Annotated in this window: 14 protein-coding genes and 1 other RNA gene; 9 read left to right on the forward strand and 6 right to left on the reverse strand. The window is 59.6% G+C overall.

The features are described 5' to 3' along the window. Window positions 1-6: 6 nt before the first annotated feature. Complete coding sequence (locus tag AC1RN6_RS15990) at window positions 7-849, reverse strand: NAD-dependent epimerase/dehydratase family protein (protein WP_493006416.1); 843 nt, start codon at window positions 847-849, stop codon at window positions 7-9. A 608-nt stretch (window positions 850-1,457) separates the two neighbouring features. On the opposite strand from AC1RN6_RS15990, the gene AC1RN6_RS15995 reads away from it, so the two are divergent. Continuing rightward, window positions 1,458-1,931 carry a nuclear transport factor 2 family protein gene (locus AC1RN6_RS15995; RefSeq protein WP_493006417.1) on the forward strand — a complete coding sequence of 158 codons (474 nt, stop codon included), beginning with the start codon at window positions 1,458-1,460 and terminating at the stop codon, window positions 1,929-1,931. Window positions 1,932-1,950: 19 nt separating this feature from the next. After that, window positions 1,951-2,562, forward strand: coding sequence for a TetR/AcrR family transcriptional regulator (locus tag AC1RN6_RS16000; RefSeq protein ID WP_493006418.1), 612 nt, complete (start codon window positions 1,951-1,953; stop codon window positions 2,560-2,562). A 16-nt stretch (window positions 2,563-2,578) separates the two neighbouring features. Here AC1RN6_RS16000 and AC1RN6_RS16005 read toward each other — a convergent pair whose 3' ends face one another. Both AC1RN6_RS16005 and rnpB read right to left on the reverse strand, forming a co-directional pair. Continuing rightward, window positions 2,579-3,724, reverse strand: a complete 1,146-nt coding sequence (locus AC1RN6_RS16005; RefSeq protein WP_493006419.1) for an enoyl-CoA hydratase/isomerase family protein — start codon at window positions 3,722-3,724, stop codon at window positions 2,579-2,581. Between the two features lie 103 nt (window positions 3,725-3,827). Continuing rightward, window positions 3,828-4,160, reverse strand: an RNA gene (gene rnpB, locus AC1RN6_RS16010) — RNase P RNA component class A. A gap of 193 nt (window positions 4,161-4,353) precedes the next feature. Between rnpB and AC1RN6_RS16015 the strand changes: the two genes are divergently transcribed. The 4 genes from AC1RN6_RS16015 (at window position 4,354) to AC1RN6_RS16030 (ending at window position 8,812) form a co-directional block, all read left to right on the forward strand. Further along, on the forward strand, window positions 4,354-5,523 hold the full coding sequence (locus AC1RN6_RS16015; protein WP_493006420.1) for a branched-chain amino acid ABC transporter substrate-binding protein: 1,170 nt from the start codon (window positions 4,354-4,356) through the stop codon (window positions 5,521-5,523). A gap of 195 nt (window positions 5,524-5,718) precedes the next feature. Next, window positions 5,719-6,999 (forward strand): D-amino acid dehydrogenase, encoded by a 1,281-nt coding sequence (locus tag AC1RN6_RS16020; protein ID WP_493006421.1) that lies wholly within the window; start codon window positions 5,719-5,721, stop codon window positions 6,997-6,999. Between the two features lie 86 nt (window positions 7,000-7,085). After that, entirely contained in the window at window positions 7,086-7,841 is a 756-nt protein-coding gene (locus AC1RN6_RS16025; RefSeq protein ID WP_493006422.1) for an HpcH/HpaI aldolase family protein, read from the forward strand. A gap of 332 nt (window positions 7,842-8,173) precedes the next feature. Further along, complete coding sequence (locus AC1RN6_RS16030) at window positions 8,174-8,812, forward strand: hypothetical protein (RefSeq protein ID WP_493006423.1); 639 nt, start codon at window positions 8,174-8,176, stop codon at window positions 8,810-8,812. A 52-nt stretch (window positions 8,813-8,864) separates the two neighbouring features. On the opposite strand, the gene AC1RN6_RS16035 is transcribed toward AC1RN6_RS16030, so the two are convergent. From AC1RN6_RS16035 to AC1RN6_RS16045, 3 genes are all read right to left on the reverse strand, one after another. Further along, a complete protein-coding gene (locus AC1RN6_RS16035) occupies window positions 8,865-9,872 on the reverse strand; it encodes an aldo/keto reductase (protein WP_493006424.1) in 1,008 nt (335 codons plus the stop codon). A 115-nt stretch (window positions 9,873-9,987) separates the two neighbouring features. Beyond that, window positions 9,988-11,004, reverse strand: a complete 1,017-nt coding sequence (locus AC1RN6_RS16040; RefSeq protein WP_493006425.1) for an AraC family transcriptional regulator — start codon at window positions 11,002-11,004, stop codon at window positions 9,988-9,990. A gap of 785 nt (window positions 11,005-11,789) precedes the next feature. Beyond that, complete coding sequence (locus AC1RN6_RS16045) at window positions 11,790-12,809, reverse strand: LysR family transcriptional regulator (RefSeq protein ID WP_493006426.1); 1,020 nt, start codon at window positions 12,807-12,809, stop codon at window positions 11,790-11,792. Window positions 12,810-13,160: 351 nt separating this feature from the next. On the opposite strand from AC1RN6_RS16045, the gene AC1RN6_RS16050 reads away from it, so the two are divergent. The 3 genes from AC1RN6_RS16050 (at window position 13,161) to AC1RN6_RS16060 (ending at window position 18,547) form a co-directional block, all read left to right on the forward strand. Next, window positions 13,161-14,018: an alpha/beta hydrolase gene (locus AC1RN6_RS16050; protein WP_493006427.1), complete on the forward strand. Its 858-nt coding sequence runs from the start codon at window positions 13,161-13,163 to the stop codon at window positions 14,016-14,018. Between the two features lie 11 nt (window positions 14,019-14,029). After that, complete coding sequence (locus AC1RN6_RS16055) at window positions 14,030-15,262, forward strand: efflux RND transporter periplasmic adaptor subunit (RefSeq protein ID WP_493006428.1); 1,233 nt, start codon at window positions 14,030-14,032, stop codon at window positions 15,260-15,262. Between the two features lie 72 nt (window positions 15,263-15,334). Next, window positions 15,335-18,547: an efflux RND transporter permease subunit gene (locus tag AC1RN6_RS16060; RefSeq protein ID WP_493006429.1), complete on the forward strand. Its 3,213-nt coding sequence runs from the start codon at window positions 15,335-15,337 to the stop codon at window positions 18,545-18,547. Window positions 18,548-18,566: the final 19 nt, after the last annotated feature.

Raw genomic sequence — 18,566 nt, forward strand, 5'->3', positions numbered from 1 at the left:
GGTCTTCTATTCGTATTGCGGGCCGGCCAGAATGAACGGCCCGCCCTGAAAGTTGCCGGCGTCATCGGCTGCCGGCCAGGCGCCGCCGAAAGGAAAGCGTTCGGCAAACGGATCGGCGGAATCGTGCGCCACGAAACCAAGGTGCCCGGCTTTGCTGTTGTCCCACCAATTGATGCGGTTGTCGGAAACACCATAGACGATGCTATGGCCGACGCGCGGCGTGAACAATGCACAGCGCACCAGTTCGACGAAATCGTCGTAGCTCAGATAGGTCGCCAGCATGCGCGCGTTGCGCGGCTCCGGAAAACACGAACCGATGCGCAGGCAGACCGTCTCCACGCCGAAACGATCGAAGTAATAGCGCGACAGCGATTCGCCGAAGCATTTGGTCAGTCCGTACAAGCCGTCCGGACGCAGCGGACTGTCGGCATCGATGCGCTCGGTGGTCGGGTAGTAGCCGACTGCGTGACTGGAACTGGCGTAGACCACGCGACGAATGCCGCGCTTGTGCACGCCCTCATATAAGTTATAGGTACCCTGAATATTGGCGTGCATCAATTGCTCGAACGGTGCCTCCAGCGAACGGCCGCCGAAATGCAGCACAGCGTCGACGCCTTCCAGCATGTCGTATACCGCCACCTTGTCGGCCAGATCGCAGGTGACGATTTCCTCGCCCGCAGCGGCCGTCCCCAGATCGCCGATATCCGACAGGCGAACGACCTCGGCCCATGGCTTCAGGCGTTCGCGCAAGACCTGACCGAGATTGCCAGCAGCACCCGTCAGCAGCAATCGTTGAAAAGGCTTTGCAGGTCTGGAAGAACCTGCCTGATGATCTTGCGAATTGCTCATGTCTATGAATCGTCGTTGGTTGAACTACCGGCACCGAGCAGACGGCATGGACTTCCACGCGGACCGATGCCGCCAGAATCCATACCGGATCACACCGGCAAACGCCGGCTACTCAGCAAAGAAGGAACAACAACCTGCCTGCGCGCCCGCGACTGCGGCACGCACTACAGCCAGCTAAAAGAAATTGCAGGACAACGTAAAAGCATTCATGGGATGTCTCCGGGGTTATCGTTATTTTTAATTGACAGTCATCGTACAACATGAAAATTTTGAATGCAAGGACATTTAAAGCGCTATTTTTTTCACGCTGGAAACCACTTTTCCGAGAGCGCGTATTACCCTGAAAGCCGCATCCTTGCTGGCATTCGCAAAAAAGAATGACTTGCCTTTATGTCATCTGATGACTGATAACAAGTTTTTACTTCAACACGCCTCGCTACTTGTCCGAAGTACACAGTTTGCCGACGCTGCGCGAAGCACAGTTGCGCACGGCGAGCAAATTCGACGATTCGACTTGCGCCAGGTTTTGTAGCGCACTAGACTTTGTTTACCGATCGGTACAGAACACTTTCACCGTAGTTCAACCCTTTATAGATGACAGGTGCCCCATGACGACATCCCGCCCTCCGCTTCCGCCATTCACGCGTGAAACCGCGATCCAGAAAGTCCGCGCCGCCGAAGACGGCTGGAATACCCGCAATGCCGAAAAAGTCTCGCTGGCCTATACCGAAGACAGCCGCTGGCGCAATCGCGCCGACTTCTTGCAAGGCCGCGAAGCCATCGTCGCTTTCCTCTCCAAAAAATGGGTGCGCGAACAGCAGTACCGCCTGATCAAGGAATTGTGGGCGTTCGAAGGCAACCGCATCGCGGTGCGCTTCGCCTATGAATGGCATGACGACTCGGGCAACTGGTTCCGTTCCTACGGCAATGAAAACTGGGAGTTCGACGAGAACGGCCTGATGCGCGTGCGCCATGCTTCGATCAATGACCTGCCGATCAAGGAAAGCGACCGTAAATTCCACTGGGATCAATCAGCCCCGCGTCCAGCCGATCATCCGAGCCTGAGCGATCTGGGGTTGTGATGAAAGCGGTTCGCACACAATGAAGGATGCAACGACGGCAACAACAGCAGTAACGGCAGCGAAGCCGCTCTCGCAACGTGAGGAATTGATCCCGGCGCTGGCTGAAATCTTCCGCGTCCATGGCTATGAAGGCGCCAGCCTGGCGCGCATCACCGAAGGCACCGGGTTGGGCAAAGGCAGTCTGTATTACCTCTTCCCGGGCGGCAAGGACGAAATGGCGAACGCGGTGCTGAGCCATATCGACGGCTGGTTCCAGCGCGAGGTATTTATTCCCTTGCGCGAAAGCGGCGAGGGCGCAGACGCCATGGCCGGGATCGATCACATGTTCCGCGAAGTGAAGCGTTACTTTTTATCGGGACGCAAGGTGTGCCTGATCGGCGTGTTTGCGCTGGTCAATGTACGCGATCGTTTTGCCGACAAGGTGAAGGATTATTTTGTGGACTGGGCGGCGGCGCTCAATGACGCCTTGCGGCGCAGCGGCCGCGATGCCGACGACGCCGCCGGCTGGGCCGAAGAAATACTGGCGGCCATCCAGGGCGCGCTGGTATTGGCGCGCGCCATCGACGATCCGGCAGTGTTTGTGCGTACGCTGGATCGCGTGCAGCAACGCTTGCAAGCAACCAGCGGTTAATTGGAAACCGTCTGAATTATTTACCGAGATCAGCCAGCGGATGTTCCGCCGCCGGCCACGGATCGGCGAAGAAGCCTTCCACCCACGCCGGCGTCGCATCCACCAGCCGCGCCGGATTCCACTGCGGCTTCTGATCTTTTTCCACGATCAGTGCGCGGATGCCTTCGACGAAATCAGGGCGCGCCGCGCAATGCAGCGACACCACGAATTCCAGGCGGAAGACTTCCGCCAGCGACATGTAGCGCACACGCTCCTGCAAGGCCAGCGACAACGCCGCCGAACCTGGCGCACCGGCGCTGAGCGTGGCGGCTGCCTTTTGCAGCCAGGGATTGTCGCTCTTGAGGGCGAGAATGGCGTCGACGATGTCGGGCACAGTCTGCCCGCTGCACAGCGCATTGATCAGGTCAAAGTTATCGCGCAAAGCCGACGGCGCAAACACAACATCGGCAGCAACGTCACGCTCGGCCTGTTGCAGCACACGCCCCAGCAGCGCCTTGTCGTCACCCTCGCCCCAGTTTTGCAGCAGCAAGACATCAATGACTTTTTGCTTGTCGGCCTGCGCAATGCGGTAGTCGGCCAGTTTGGTGAATTTGGCATCCTCGGCATTCATCAAAGCGCCGGTCAACGCCAGGAAAGCGCCCAGCTTTCCCGGCACGCGGCTCAGGAACCAGCTGCCGCCGACGTCTGGATACAGGCCGATGGTGATCTCCGGCATGGCCAGGCGCGAGCGCTCGGTGACCACGCGGTGACTGCAACCCGCCATCAGGCCGATGCCGCCGCCCATGACGATGCCATGGCCCCAGCACAGGATAGGTTTCGGATAAGTGTGAATTTCGTAGTCGAGCCGGTATTCGTGCTCGAAGAATTCCGCCGCATAGCGATTGCCGCGAATGTCGTCGCGCGCCGGCGAAGCGTGATGCTCGCGCATGGTGCGGTAGAGTTGTTGCAGATCGCCGCCAGCGCAGAAGGCCTTTTCGCCTTGCGCTTGCAGCAGCACCATGGCGATGTCCGGATCTTTTGCCCACTGCCGCAGCTGCGGCGTCAGCAGATGCACCATGTCGAGCGACAGCGCATTCAAGGTTTTTTCGGAAGCCAGCGTGGCAACGCCGATACGGCGGCCATTCTGCGTGGCCAGTTCTTCAAACAAAACCGGTTGGCTCATGGGGATCCTGATTGTCTCTGTTTAGCATCTCGCCGGCCTCGTGAGCCGGGAGATCCATTTTATCGTTTTATGAGAATGCGTTTCGGGAACGCATTTCTGAATGCAATGAAGCAAGCCGATAGGCCGGATTCTGTTACGACGGTTGCCCGTTATGACAGCCATTCCTCTAGGCGCCGGATTGCTCCGGTGCTCAAGCTCTCTACCCGCACGCTCCGCGAGCAACATCAACGCGTGCCTATTTGAGATTGCTCCGAGTGGAGGTTACCGCGTTTCACCGTAACTTAATACGCTCGTCTCTGTGGCCCTGTTCCTCGCCTTGTACCGGCTTGCGCCGGCTTTCGGCGGACGGCCGTTAACCGTCACCCTGCTCTATGGAGTCCGGACCTTCCTCCCGCCATCGCATGACACGATGGCCAGCGGCTGTCTGGCTTGCTTCGGGCGCTATTGTAACGTACGGCCTGACACCTCGTGTTGCATGCATGTTTTTGCGGCTATTGCCACGTTAGCTACATTTTTTGGCCGCCCCCTTCAAATCCCTCTCTCCGACGCCGATAACGTCATTTGGGACTCTGCATTTTTCCATATCGCAACCCAGCAACACATGTTCCGTTTTGGAGAAAGGACTCGCCATGAAGTCGATGCGCACCGCATTTGCCCATTTTCCCCCGTCCTGCTCAGTCCTTTTTGCCGCAGCGTTGCTGCTCGCGGGGATCCTGTCGCCTGCTCATGCTGCAAACGAGAACGCCAAAATTGTCACCATCGGTTTCGCCGGCCCGTTATCCGGCCCTTCGGCCGCCATGGGAAAAAGCCAGCAGCAGGCCGTAGAGCTTGCTCTTCGCGAGGCTAATGCCCGCGACATTCGCGTCGACGGCAAACCGGTCACGTTCAAACTGCTGGCGCAGGATGACCGCGGTGACGCGCGCACAGCAGCACTCATCGCCGACTATCTGGTTAAATCGGGAGTCGTCGCCGTCATCGGCCACTGGAACACCGCCGCCAGCATGAGTGCAGGGAAGATCTACAGCGACGCCGGCATCGCTCAGATTGCACCGGGCTCCACCAGCCGGCAATATACGCAAGCGAAGTTCCGCCATGCGTTCCGTATCGTCGGTCACGACGACGACGGCGGCACTTACGCCAGTCAATATGCCGTGCTGAATCTGCATGCGAAACACATCGCCGTGATAGACGACGACACCGCATTCGGCCGGGCGCTGGCAGATCAGTTCGTCAAAGGTTTGCGTCAAAGAGGCATGGCCATCGTGATGCGCCAGTCGGTGAGCAGCAAAACATCCGACTTCAATAGTGTACTGACCGAAGCGAAGAGCAAAACCTCCGACCTGATCTTCTTTGGCGGGCTTGGCCCGCAAGCGGCGACGCTCATGCGCAACATCCGGCGCATGAATCTCGATGCGCGCCTGCTCGCAGCCGACGGCACGGTTGGACTGGCCTTCCTGCAACTGGCAGGCGGCGACGCCGAAGGTGCGCTAGGTCTTGCCCCCGGCCAGGCGCAGGAAAAAATGAGCGGCTGGAAAAAATTCAACGCAGCCTATGTTGGCCAAATCGAGTTCTTCGCGCCATTTGCTTATGACGCCGCACAAATGATCACAGCAGCTGTGAAACAATCCGGCTTTGCAGATCCGGCACACATTGCCGCCGCTTTGCACGACATGAAATATGCCGGCCTGACCGGCAACATTTCTTTCGATGCAGAAGGCAACCTTAACAATCCGGCTTACACCATATACCAGGTACAAACCGGCAAGTGGGTGCCGGTGCAGGCTTTCGGCGGAAAATGAACCTTCTGCCCCGTGCTTCGCCTGTTTTGGCGCCGATGCCGATTCGGCATACGACAGTAAAATGCAGGCTGCGTATACTTGAATGCTTGACGTTCGTTCCTGAACCTTGTTCTTGAATTTTATTCCTGGTGCTGACTGCCGGCCGCCTGATCGGCGGGTCCACTCAGACACCTCCTCCCGCCACAGGAAACAACCATGCACATCTGCGTACTCGGCGCCGGCATCATCGGCGTGACTTCCGCCTACCGCTTGCTGGAAGACGGCCATCAGGTAACCCTGATCGACGCCCATCCCGTGGCGGGTGCGGGCACCAGTATGGGAAACGGTGCGCAGCTGAGCTATTCCTATGTTGCACCATTGGCCGATCCGTCGGTGTGGACGCACTGGCCGCATTACCTGTTCAGCGCCGATTCGCCGCTGACGCTGAAACCGAAACTGGATCCCGCGCAATGGAGCTGGCTGATCAAATTCCTCGGTGCCTGCAATGCCGAACGCGTCAAAACCACCACGATCGAGCTGCTGCAACTGGCGTTTTACAGCCGCGATGAATTGACCCAGCTGCATCAGGCAGCACCGTTCGACTTCAGCCATCGGACTGCCGGCAAACTGGTGATGTACACCGATCCGGCCGGCCTGGTGTCGGCGCGCAAACAAGTCGCCTTCCAGTCGCAATACGGTTGCCAGCAAGAAGTCATCGACGCCGAGCGCTGCCTGGAAATCGAACCGGCGCTGGGCAACGCCAGCCGCAACTGGGCCGGCGGCGTCTATACGCCAAGCGAAGAAGCCGGCGACTGTGCGCAGTTTTGCCGGGGACTGGTGGCGGCGATGAACGGTAAAGCCGGTTTCCGCTTCATGCCGTCGACCACCGTTGCCCATGTGAACATGAACGACGGCGTCATCGCTTCGGTGCAGGTCACCTCGCAAACCGGCGTGCAATCGATCGACGCCGACGCCTTCGTACTGGCGCTGGGAGCCGACAGCGCCGCCTTCGCGCGTCAAGCCGGCTTCAGCCTGCCGCTGTATCCGCTCAAGGGCTACAGCATCACCGTTCCGCTCAACGACAGCTTCACGCAGTCGGCCGCACCGCAAGTCTCCATCACCGACATCTCGAAAAAGATCGTCTATGCACGTCTCGGCAATCGCCTGCGTGTCGCCGGCCGTGTCGAACTGGTCGGCATGGACAAGCACATTCCCGATCGCGCCATCAACGAACTGGTGGACGGCGCCAACGAACTCTTCCCCGGCAGCATTCGCGATCAGCGTGCATCGCAGTTGTCGCCCTGGGCAGGCTTCCGGCCGGCCACGCCCAGCGGGGTACCGGTCATCGGCGCCTCGCCGGTAAAAAATCTCTACCTGAACATCGGCCAGGGTGCGCTCGGCTGGACGCTCGCCTGCGGCAGCGCCGCCTTGCTGGCAGCGCAGATCGGCGGACGCAAGACCGCGATTGACGACGCGCCGTTCCGTTACGGCCGCTGATTTCTCCGCGTCATTTCCGGCGATCAGCATGATCGCCGGATTCCGAATACCATATCCCGACGATAAGCGAACTCAAGGAGACTGGAATGCGGGAAAACAATCTGCGCACGCTGTTCGCGCAAAAGAAGCTGGCCCTGAACGGCTGGGCGTCCATCGGCAATTCTTTTCTGGCGGAGCTGGTCGCTGATTGCGGCTACGACGCCGTAACGGTGGACTTGCAGCACGGCCTGTTCTCGGTCGAAGCAGCGGTACCGATGCTGCAAGCGATTTCCGCCACCAAAGCCGTACCGCTGGTACGCTGTTCCGAAAACAGTCTCGGCGAAATCAACAAGCTGCTCGACGCCGGCGCCTACGGCATCATCTGCCCGCTCATCAATACCAGAGAAGATGCCGAAAAATTCGTGCGCGCCTGCCACTACTCGCCACGCGGCGGTCGCAGCTACGGACCTGCACGCGGCGTGCTGTACGGCGGCAAGGATTATTTCGAACACGCCAACCGCACCGTCCTCACGCTGGCCATGATCGAGACGCGCCAGGGGCTGGCGGCGGCCGAAGAGATCCTGTCGGTGCCGGACCTCGACGGCATCTTCATCGGCCCCAGCGACCTCGCCATCGACATGGGCCTGGCGCCCGATGCGTGGAATGACGACAAGGTCGACCAGGCCTTCCAGCATCTGATCAAGTTATGCCATGCACGCGGCAAATACGTCGGCATCTTTTGCGGCTCGGTCGAAATGGCCGAACGCATGAAAGCCTACGGCGTCGATATGCTGGTCCCCGGCACCGACGCACAACTGCTGCGCGCCGAAACTACCCGCCGCCTCAATATCCTGCGCGGCTAGCGGCAATACTTCTCCGCCGACGCGCGCAGGCATCACGCTGCGCGCGTTTTATTTTTCCCCGGCCTGCAACACGATGCACGATGACCGTTGTCGTTAATGCTCCCGCTCGCTGACAAAAATCCGTATATCGTCATTGTTCGACGAAAAATTCACATTCTAAAAAGTGACCACTGACAGTTATTTGATTTACTGAACGAATAATCAATTTTTAAGAATTATCCTATTTAAGCATCAGTACGGAACTCGCATAATCTCCTCCGAAATCATCGACAGCAGGCTAGCTCATCGTGAGCGCGGGCCTCGTTGATCAAGGGAACAACAGGGGGAATATCGTGACAGTTTCGACCAATCATTTTTCGCTGACCAGCATTGCACTGATCACTGCAACATTACTGCTGAATGGCTGCCTCGACGACTCGGTACAGCACAGCAGCACATTGGCCGCAGCGCCGAAAGAAGCCAGCAGCTGGGATACGCTGTCGCAAAGCGACGCCTTGCGCGCAGCGGAACAAACCTATCATGCCTGCGCAATGGAAGCGGCGCAGCTGCATATCGCAGTCAAGGAATTTCCGGAAGTCCGCGACCGCGTCACCTACCTGACACAAGACGGTCAACGCGTGCGCAAGACGGAGCAGATGAGCGTCAACGTCGACGATATGCACGTCGACAGCGGTTGTACGGCACGCATCGTCAACAGCGTGAGTATCGACGTCATTCCAGGGATAGCCGGGTCGACGCTCGCTGAGCGGACATCGCCCGGCGGCTCCGTGCGCATGCAACGCACCATCGCCAGAAACGCGCAACCGGCGCCGGCATGCACACTCACGCGCGACCCCGGCCCGCAAAGCCATTTCATGATGCTCAACCTGTGCCGGAGTGAAGAGCGCCGCGCCGAACAAGAACAACAGGCGCAGCAGGAAGAGACCATCGTCCGCCCGAAGAAACACGCCTCCCCGGCAACATCAAGCTAACCCGCCGCAACGCCTCCTGCACGCCCCTGCTGCACCCAGCCCGGTACGAGACTTATTTAAAAGGAACGCGACCGAAGAACGGGTAGCTCGGATCGTTGTAGCCCGGTGTCGACGAATGTCCCGGCGTCACAAGCGCGTCAATCATTGCCTCTTCTTCCGCTGAAATCTTCAGCTCGACTGCATCGTAATAATCTTCCATCTGCGCCAGCGTGCGCGGTCCGGCGATCACGCTGCTGATCACGGAATTGGCCAGCACCCATGCCGTCGCAAATTGGCCCAGCTTGACGCCGCGCGCAGTGCAATGTTCCTGCAGACGCTCGGCGATGATCAGCGACTCTTCGCGGAATTCCGTTTCCATGATGCGCTTGTCGCCGCGGCCGGCGCGCGTGTTCTGGTCGGGCTTCTGACCCGGCTTGTATTTGCCGGTCAGCACGCCGCGCGCAATCGGGCTGTACGGCACCACGCCGAGACCGTAGTTGTCGCAGGCCGGCAGGATCTCTACTTCCGGCATGCGGTTGAGCAAGTTGTAATATGGCTGGCACACCAGCGGCAGCGGCACGTTGTTCTTCTCGCACAGACGCGCGATCTCGGCGATGCGCCAGCCGCGGAAGTTGGATACGCCGAAGCCGCGAATCTTCCCCGCACGGATCAGATCGGCGAGCGCCTGGACCGCCTCTTCCAGATTTTCTTCATGGTAGTCGCGGTGCATGTACAGCACGTCGAGGTAGTCGGTGTCGAGGCGGCGCAGGATGTTGTCGGTCTCGGTGGTGATCCAGTGGCGCGAATAGTGCGACTGGTTCGGCGCGCCGCTCATGGCATTGCCCAGCTTGCTGGCCAGCACCCAGTCGCCGCGCTGCCCTTGCAGCAGCTTGCCGACCATCTCTTCCGACTTGCCCTTGCTGTAGACATCGGCGGTGTCGATGAAGTTGACGCCATGCTCGCGCGCCGAGGCGACGATATTGCGCGCTTCGTCGATCGCAGTCTGGTCGCCGAACATCATGGAGCCCAGGCACAGGGCTGAAACTTTGAGGTTGCTTTTGCCGAGGCGTCGATATTGCATGGTGTGTCTCCGGTAAGAATAAGAGGGGCCAGACGGAATAAATCAGGGAAGATGATTCTAGCGCCTTGCCGGAAATCGCGCCGGAAGCGTGCCGGCTTTCTTCTTTCCCTTTCTTCTATAAGGCCGGCGCCTCTTCTTCCTGCCAGCGCCGCTTGTCGCGCAGCGGCGGCGCACCGAACATGCGGCTGTACTCACGGCTGAACTGCGACGGGCTTTCGTAACCCACCGTCTGCGATGCCAGCGCCACGCTCACGTCATCGGCCAGAATCAGGCGGCGCGCCTCTTGCAGGCGCAGGTTCTTCTGGTATTGCAGCGGGCTCATCGCCGTCACTACTTTGAAATGATGATGCAGCGACGACACGCTCATGTGCACGTCGCGCGCGATGTCGTCCACCCGCAGCGGCTGGACGAAGTTTTCCTTCATCATGCGGATGGCCTTGGCGATGCGGTTCATCTGGCTGTCCTGCAGCACGGTCTGCCGCAGCAAGGCGCCCTGGCCGTTCATCAGCAGGCGATACAGGATTTCGCGCTTGATCATCGGCGCCATGATGGGAATATCGCGCGGCGTTTCCAGCAGACGCAGCAAGCGCAGCACCGCGTCCAGCAGCGTGGCGTTGAGGCGGTTGACGAACAAGCCGCGCGAAGCGTCGGAGGCGATCCCCTGCGGCAGGCTCTCGTCGCCGATCAGCGCGCCGATTTCCTTGGTGTCGAGGTCCATGCGCAAACCCAGATAGGGCTGCGCCGCGCTGCTGGTCATGACCTTGCCGACCATCGGCAGATCCACCGACGACACCAGATAGTGCATCGGGTCGTAATCGTAGACGTCCTCGCCAACATACAGGCGCTTGGATCCTTGCGCGATCACGGCGAAGGCGGGCTTCTGCACGGCATGCTTGGGACCGCCCGGATTGACGATGCGATGAATCGCCACGCCCTCGATGGCAGTCTCGATGGAACCGTCGATATCACCGGTCAGCCGCGTCATCAACGTCACCAGTTCGCGCTGCGCGAGCTCCAGCCGCGCATCGGTGTCGACCCTGGAGCTCAGTTCGGCTGCGGAGCGTTCTGCGGGTACAGATGACTCGAACGCAACGGGGGGAGCGGCATCGCCGGGTATATCGTTCAGATCCATGGCAGTTCCGGGAAGGGGGAAGATGAAGCGCCCAGCTTACTCCAGTTTCGCTGCTTGCCTGAATCTCCGGCACAATTGATTGGAGAAATAGGCAAATAATTGAGAGGATTAGGTATCCGTGCCACTGGTAACGAGCACTTTTTTTGCCCGCAGCAATACTTCGGCGCACCGTGCTCAGTCCGTCATTGCATTCTCCGGCTACAACAAACACCACCCGGAAAGCCCTTCCCAGACTGTATTTCGCTGCCATAAAATGGTAACGCTCGCATTCATGCGATGACACCGGCAATACCGGCTTTCATCGAATCGATTGCCGGCTTTGCGCTCCGCATGCGAACTCAAAAATGGCAAAAACTGCCTAATTCACCAATACATTGGAGAATCAGGCAAATATTCGACAGCTTTTAGCAAACGTAAATTGCTGCGCTGCGCGCATAATCTCTTCACGCCAAAACACATGATTCAAACTGTCTGTCGTGCCGTTTCAGGTCCGACCCATGCAAGACAGTGCATCACCGGACCGCCGACGAGCGACGCGAGCATTCGCGCTCCGACTTCGGCTCTTCACTAACTTTTCCAGACATCGACCAACTGCTTTTCGCCCTTTCCGGCGGAAGGACGCGCTGCTTTCTTAACCATTGCAGCGCGCGGATTGATCGATTTTCTGGCCCGGCCAGCAATGAGGACCGCACATGCAAGCAATCGCCCATGTAAAAACAGCGACGCTCCTGATCTCGACATCAGGCGGGCCGCTGCATGGAAAAACGAAAGACCGAGAAGGCGCGTTAGAACACGCTCTCGGCGATGTTGTGCTGTTCGATGACGGCGCGGATGGTATTGCTTTCCGGCTTGGTGGTGAAATGGCTTTCCTTGGCATCGGCCGCAATGCCCATCTGGCAGCCCTTTTGCAGCGGGCAGGTAGCGAACAGTTCGGCGACCCAGTCGACGAAGGCGCGCACCTTGGGCGACAAGTGGCGGTTGTGCAGGTAGACCACGGAAATCGGCATGGGAACCGGCTTCCACTGCGACAGGATTTCGACCAGACGGCCGTCTTCGAGGTAAGGCTGGATCATGTACAGCGGCGCCTGCACCAGGCCGAAACCTTGCAGCGCGCAAGCGACGTAGGCATCGCCGTCATTGACAGACAGCTTGCCGGCCATCTTCACTTCCTGCGTGGCGCCGTCGACCATGAAGTCCCAGTCGATGGTGCGTCCGGTGCGGCTGGAGAAGTAATGCACCGACTTGTGGTTTTGCAGATCGTCGATGGTGTGCGGCATGCCGTGACGCTCGAAGTAAGTCGGCGAACCGCAGGTCACCGCCTGGAAGGTGCCGATACGGCGCGCCACCATGCTGGAGTCCTGCAAGTCGCCGACGCGGATCACGCAATCGACCGCCTCCTGCACCATGTCGACCGGGCGGTCGCTCATGCCCATGACCAGTTCGATGTCCGGGTATTTGGTATAGAAGTCGCACAGATTGGGCAGCAACAACAGGCGGCCGATGGATGCCGGCACATCGATGCGCAGGCGTCCTTGCGGACCGCGCGTGACGTTGCGGAACGACGCTTCGGTCTCGTCAACCTCGGCCAGGATACGCACACAGCGCTCATAGTAAGCCGCGCCATCGGGTGTGAGGCTGATGCGGCGCGTGGTGCGATTGAGCAGACGCACCTGCAGCAAACTCTCCAGTCCCTGCACGATCGTCGTCACCGTGGTGCGCGGCAAATTAAGGTTGTCGGCCGCGCGCGTAAAGCTGTTGGCGTCGACCACGGCCGTAAAGACCTGCATTGCTTGAAATCTGTCCATTTAATTCTCCCAGGCAACAGTACGTGTCGGAACAATGTCGCCAAATTTGCACAAATCCGTGTCGGCGATTGTTTTGCAACAGCGCCAAAAGTGCATTTTTCACTGCCAATTTGCCATCTTTTGCTGCCATTGGCAGGCTTTTTTCAGCCTTCGCCGGCTAATTCAAAAACAGCCGAGAACCGCGGCAGCATTGGCTTGCCCACGATTTTCACCAAACTAATTCGATCATTTTACGCCTATTGTTCGAACGTGGCGAACAGTGTTGTTGATTTTGCCTGCTTTATCGGCCCCCATGCTGTGGCGCACAATCCGCTTCAATCTAGCGAACCTGGCTTTTACGGCCACCTCATCATGGAAGTCTTACAAGAATCCGTCGTCAGTAACTTCACCGTCCCCGGCCCGATCGGACGCATTCCTGTGCGCCTGTATCACCCGCTGGCGACCGGCGAGCTGAAGCTGAAAAGCAAGTCCGGCCCGTGGCTGCCATTGGTGCTGTATTTTCACGGCGGCGGTTTTGTCTCCGGCGGACTGGACGATGCGGACCTGCAAGCACAATACATTTCACAGCACAGCCATGCGGTAGTGCTGTCGGTTGATTACGCACTGGCCCCGGCCAAGCCTTTCCCGGCCGCACCGGAAGACGCTTACGCCGCCTGCTGCTGGGCCGTGAAGAACGCCGCCGACCTGCACATCGACATCAGCCGTATCGCCGTCGCGGGCGACGACGCCGGCGGCAACCTGGCCGCCAGCCTGACCATGATCACGCGCGACCGCTGCGCCGCGCCGTTTGCCGCACAGGTGCTGATCAGCCCGATGCTCGATCCCAGCATGACCTTGCTGGGCGACGCCAAGCAATTGAATTCCGATATCACTGCAGAGAAATGCGCCGCCGGCTACCGCCAGTACCTGCCGCAGACCATGCAACGCCTGCATCCTTACGCCGCACCGCTGGAAGCCAGCCGCCTGGCGGGATTGCCGCCGGCCTACATCGCCACGGCCGGTTGCGACGTACTGCATACCGAAGCGGAAAAATACGCCTCGTCGCTGATCCGCGCCGGCGTGCACACCCAGGTCGCGCGCTTTGCCGGCGTCACGCACGGCGCGCTGCGCACCCACATTCCCTTGCTTAAAGAAATCGTCGAATTCCTGCGCCGCCGCTTCAGCGTGTCCGGTACAGGCCCCACAAACCTTGCTTTCCAACCTTCTTAATGAGGTCCACCATGTCTAACGATATCCAAACCCCTGCTCCAACATTCCGCAATCGCTATCTGGCCACAGCGGCCGTACTGACCGTTATCGCCATCGCCGTCGCCGGCACCCTGTCGGCCATTGGCGTTGACTCCACCGCCGTTGCACAGCAAGCGCCGCAAGCCGCAAGCGTCGACGTCGCCGAAGTCGTCAGCAAACAGATCACCGACTGGCAGCAATACTCCGGCCGTCTCGAAGCAGTCGACCGCGTCGAGATCCGTCCGCTGGTGTCCGGCACACTGACCGCCGTGCACTTCAAGGATGGCGCGATGGTCAAAAAGGGCGATGTGCTGTTTACCATCGACCCGCGTCCATACGCTGCTGAAGTCGCTCGCGCGCAAGCGCAGCTGGCCGGCGCCGAAGCCCGTGCCGCCTACACCGCATCGGATGTAGCGCGCGGTCAACGCCTGCTGGGCGACAACGCCATCGCCAAGCGCGACTATGAAGAAAAGCAAAACGCTTCGCGTGAAGCCGCCGCCAACGTGCAAGCTGCGCAAGCAGCCCTGCGTTCGGCCAAGCTGAATCTGGAATACACGCAAATCACCGCACCGGTCTCCGGCCGCATGTCGCGCGCCGAAATCACCGTCGGCAACATCGTCTCGGTCGGCTCCGCCACACCGGCGCTGTCGACACTGGTGTCGATGTCGAAGATCTACGCATCGTTCGATGTCGATGAGCAAAGCTTCCTGAAGTACGTCAATCCGGCACGCGCCAAAGGCACATCGGTCGCGGTGTTCCTGGGCCTGGCCAATGAAGATGCTTACTCGCGCGAAGGCAAGGTCGGCTCGATCGACAACCGTATCGACACCTCGTCCGGCACGATCCGCGTGCGCGCTGTCTTCGACAATGCCGACGGCCAGTTGCTACCAGGCCTGTATGCCCGCATCCGCCTCGGCGGCGGCGCACCGCGCGATGCTTTGCTGATCGATGAAAAAGCGCTCGGCACCGATCAGGACAAGCGTTTCGTGCTGGTGCTCGACAAGGACAACCACGCTACTTACCGTGAAGTCCGCGTCGGCGCCAACCAGGACGGCCTGCGTGTTATCGAAAGCGGCCTGAAATCGGGTGAACGCATCGTCGTCAACGGCCTGCAACGCGTCCGTCCGGGCGACACCGTCGCTCCGAACGTGGTGCCGATGGTCAAGGTTGCCGGCGCTGCCGGTAATGCACCTGCAGCAGCGGTCAAAGCCGACAAGAAGGCTTAAGGCGAGCTGATAGCCAAGCTAAAAAGATTGCATCAAAAGATCCGCTTCAAAGATCATTAACGGGGAATTCCCATGAACATTTCAAAATTCTTTATCGACCGCCCGATTTTCGCGGGCGTGCTCTCGATACTGCTGTTACTGGCCGGGGTGCTGGCCATGTTCCAGTTGCCCATTTCCGAATATCCGGAAGTGGTGCCGCCATCGGTCGTGGTGCGCGCGTCGTATCCGGGCGCCAATCCGAAGGTCATCGCTGAAACCGTGGCATCGCCACTGGAAGAGCAGATCAACGGCGTGGAAAACATGCTGTACATGCAGTCGCAAGCCAACAGCGACGGCAATCTGACCATCACGGTCAACTTCCGTCTCGGCGTCGATCCCGACAAGGCGCAGCAACTGGTGCAGAACCGGGTTGCACAAGCCTTGCCGCGTCTGCCGGAAGACGTGCAGCGTCTGGGCGTGACGACCATCAAGAGCTCGCCGACGCTGACCATGGTGGTCCACCTGATCTCGCCGGACAACCGCTACGACACCACTTACCTGCGCAACTACGCGGTGCTGAACGTGAAAGACCGTCTGGCGCGTATCCAGGGCGTCGGTGAAGTCGGCCTGTTCGGTTCCGGTAACTACTCCATGCGTATCTGGCTCGACCCGAACAAGGTCTCGCAACGCGGCCTGACCGCCAGCGACGTGATCAAGTCGATCCGCGAACAAAACGTGCAGGTCGCCGCCGGTGTGATCGGCGCATCGCCAAGCTCGCCTGACGTGCCGGTGCAATTGTCCGTCAACGCGCAAGGCCGTCTGAAGAGCGAAGAAGAATTCCGCGAAATCATTCTGAAGAGCGCACCTGACGGCGCCATCACCAAGCTGGGCGACGTTGCCCGCGTCGAGCTGGCCGCCTCCGAATACGGCCTGCGCTCGCTGCTGGACAACAAGCCTGCGGTAGCGATTCCTATCTTCCAGGCGCCTGGCGCCAATGCATTGGACGTGTCGACACAAGTGCGCGCCGCGATGAAGGATCTGTCGAAAGACTTCCCGGCATCGGTCGAGTACAAGATCGTGTATGACCCGACGCAGTTCGTGCGCGCCAGTATCGAAGCGGTGGTACATACCCTGCTCGAAGCGATTGCGCTGGTCGTGATCGTGGTGATCATCTTCCTGCAAACCTGGCGTGCATCGATCATTCCGCTGCTGGCCGTGCCGGTGTCGATTGTCGGTACTTTCTCGCTGATGCTGGGCTTCGGTTATTCCATCAACGCACTGTCGCTGTTCGGCATGGTGCTCGCCATCGGGATTGTGGTCGACGATGCCATTGTGGTGGTGGAGAACGTCGAGCGGAATATCGGCGCAGGCCTGTCTCCGCGTGAAGCGACCTATCGCGCCATGCAGGAAGTGTCGGGCCCGATCATTGCGATTGCGCTGACACTGGTGGCGGTGTTCGTTCCGCTGGCCTTCATGACAGGTTTGACCGGTCAGTTCTATAAGCAGTTTGCGATGACGATTGCGATTTCGACCGTGATCTCGGCGTTCAACTCGCTGACGCTGTCGCCTGCGCTGGCTGCGATGCTGCTCAAGGGCCATGGCGCCAAGCCTGACTGGCTGACACGCCAGATGGACCGCTACCTCGGCGGCTTCTTCGTGCGCTTCAACCGTTTCTTCAACCGCGCTTCCGAGGGTTACAGCAAAGGCGTGACCGGCGTGATCTCGCGCAAGGCTTCGGCGATGGGCGTGTATGCCCTGCTGCTGGCAGCCACCGTGGGTATCGCATACATCGTTCCGGGCGGCTTCGTGCCGGGCCAGGACAAGCAGTATCTGGTCGCCTTTGCACAATTGCCTAACGGCGCGTCGATCGACCGCAGCGAAGACGTGATGCGCAAGATGAGCGACATCATGCTGAAGGAACCTGGCGTGGACAGCGCGATTGCCTTCCCCGGCTTGTCGATCAACGGCTTCACCAACAGCTCGTCTGCCGGTATCGTCTTCGTCGGCCTGAAACCTTTCGAAGAACGCAAGAGCAAGGAACTGTCGGGCACCGCGATCGCCATGTCGCTGAACAAGAAATTCGGCGGCATCAAGGAAGCCTTCACGGCCGTGTTCCCACCGCCACCGGTGATGGGTCTGGGCACGCTGGGCGGCTTCAAGATGCAGATCGAAGATCACGGCGCCGTCGGTTACGCTGAACTGGACGCTGCGGCACAAGCCTTCATGAAGGCCGCCGCCAAGGAACCGGCACTGGGTCCGATGTTCTCCAGCTATCAGATCAACGTGCCGCAACTGGACGTCGACCTCGACCGCGTGAAAGCCAAGCAGCTCGGCATTCCCGTGACCGATGTGTTCAACACCATGCAGATCTATCTGGGCTCGCTGTACGTCAACGACTTCAACCGTTTCGGCCGCGTCTATCAAGTGCGTGCCCAGGCTGATGCGCCATTCCGCGCCAAGGCCGACGACATCGGCCAGCTCAAGACCCGCAATGCCGCCGGCGACATGGTGCCGTTGTCTTCAGTGGTCAAGGTGAAACAGACCTTCGGTCCTGAAATGGTCGTGCGCTACAACGGCTTTACTGCTGCCGACATCAACGGCGGCCCGGCCCCCGGCTATTCGTCGGATCAAGCTGAAAAAGCGGCAGAACGCGTTGCTGCAGCAACCCTGCCACGCGGCGTGCGTTTCGAATGGACTGACCTGACCTATCAGAAGATCCTCGCAGGCAATGCCGGCGTGTGGGTGTTCCCGATCAGCGTGCTGCTGGTGTTCCTGGTGCTGGCTGCGTTGTATGAAAGCCTGACCCTGCCGCTGGCCGTGATCCTGATCGTGCCGATGAGTATTCTGGCGGCGCTGACCGGTGTCTGGCTGACCAAGGGCGACAACAACATCTTTACGCAAATCGGTCTGATGGTGCTGGTGGGTCTGTCGGCGAAGAACGCGATTCTGATCGTGGAATTTGCCCGCGAACTGGAACTGCAAGGCAGCACCGTGATCCGTGCCGCGATCGACGCCAGCCGTCTGCGTCTGCGTCCGATCCTGATGACCTCGATCGCTTTCATCATGGGCGTGGTGCCGCTGGTGACTTCGTCGGGCGCCGGTTCGGAAATGCGTCATGCGATGGGTATCGCGGTGTTCTTCGGCATGCTGGGTGTGACGCTGTTCGGTCTGTTCCTGACACCGGTGTTCTACGTGCTGCTGCGTAGCATCGGCGGCGGCAAGAAACTGCAATCCGCTCACAAGCACGAAGCGCCGCTGACGGCAGGTACGCATGTCGCCGCTGCTGATCCGCACGACGCCCGTTAATCCGGACATCGTGACCGAT

It is taken from the genome of Herbaspirillum sp. GW822-FHT03A08, assembly GCF_058801885.1.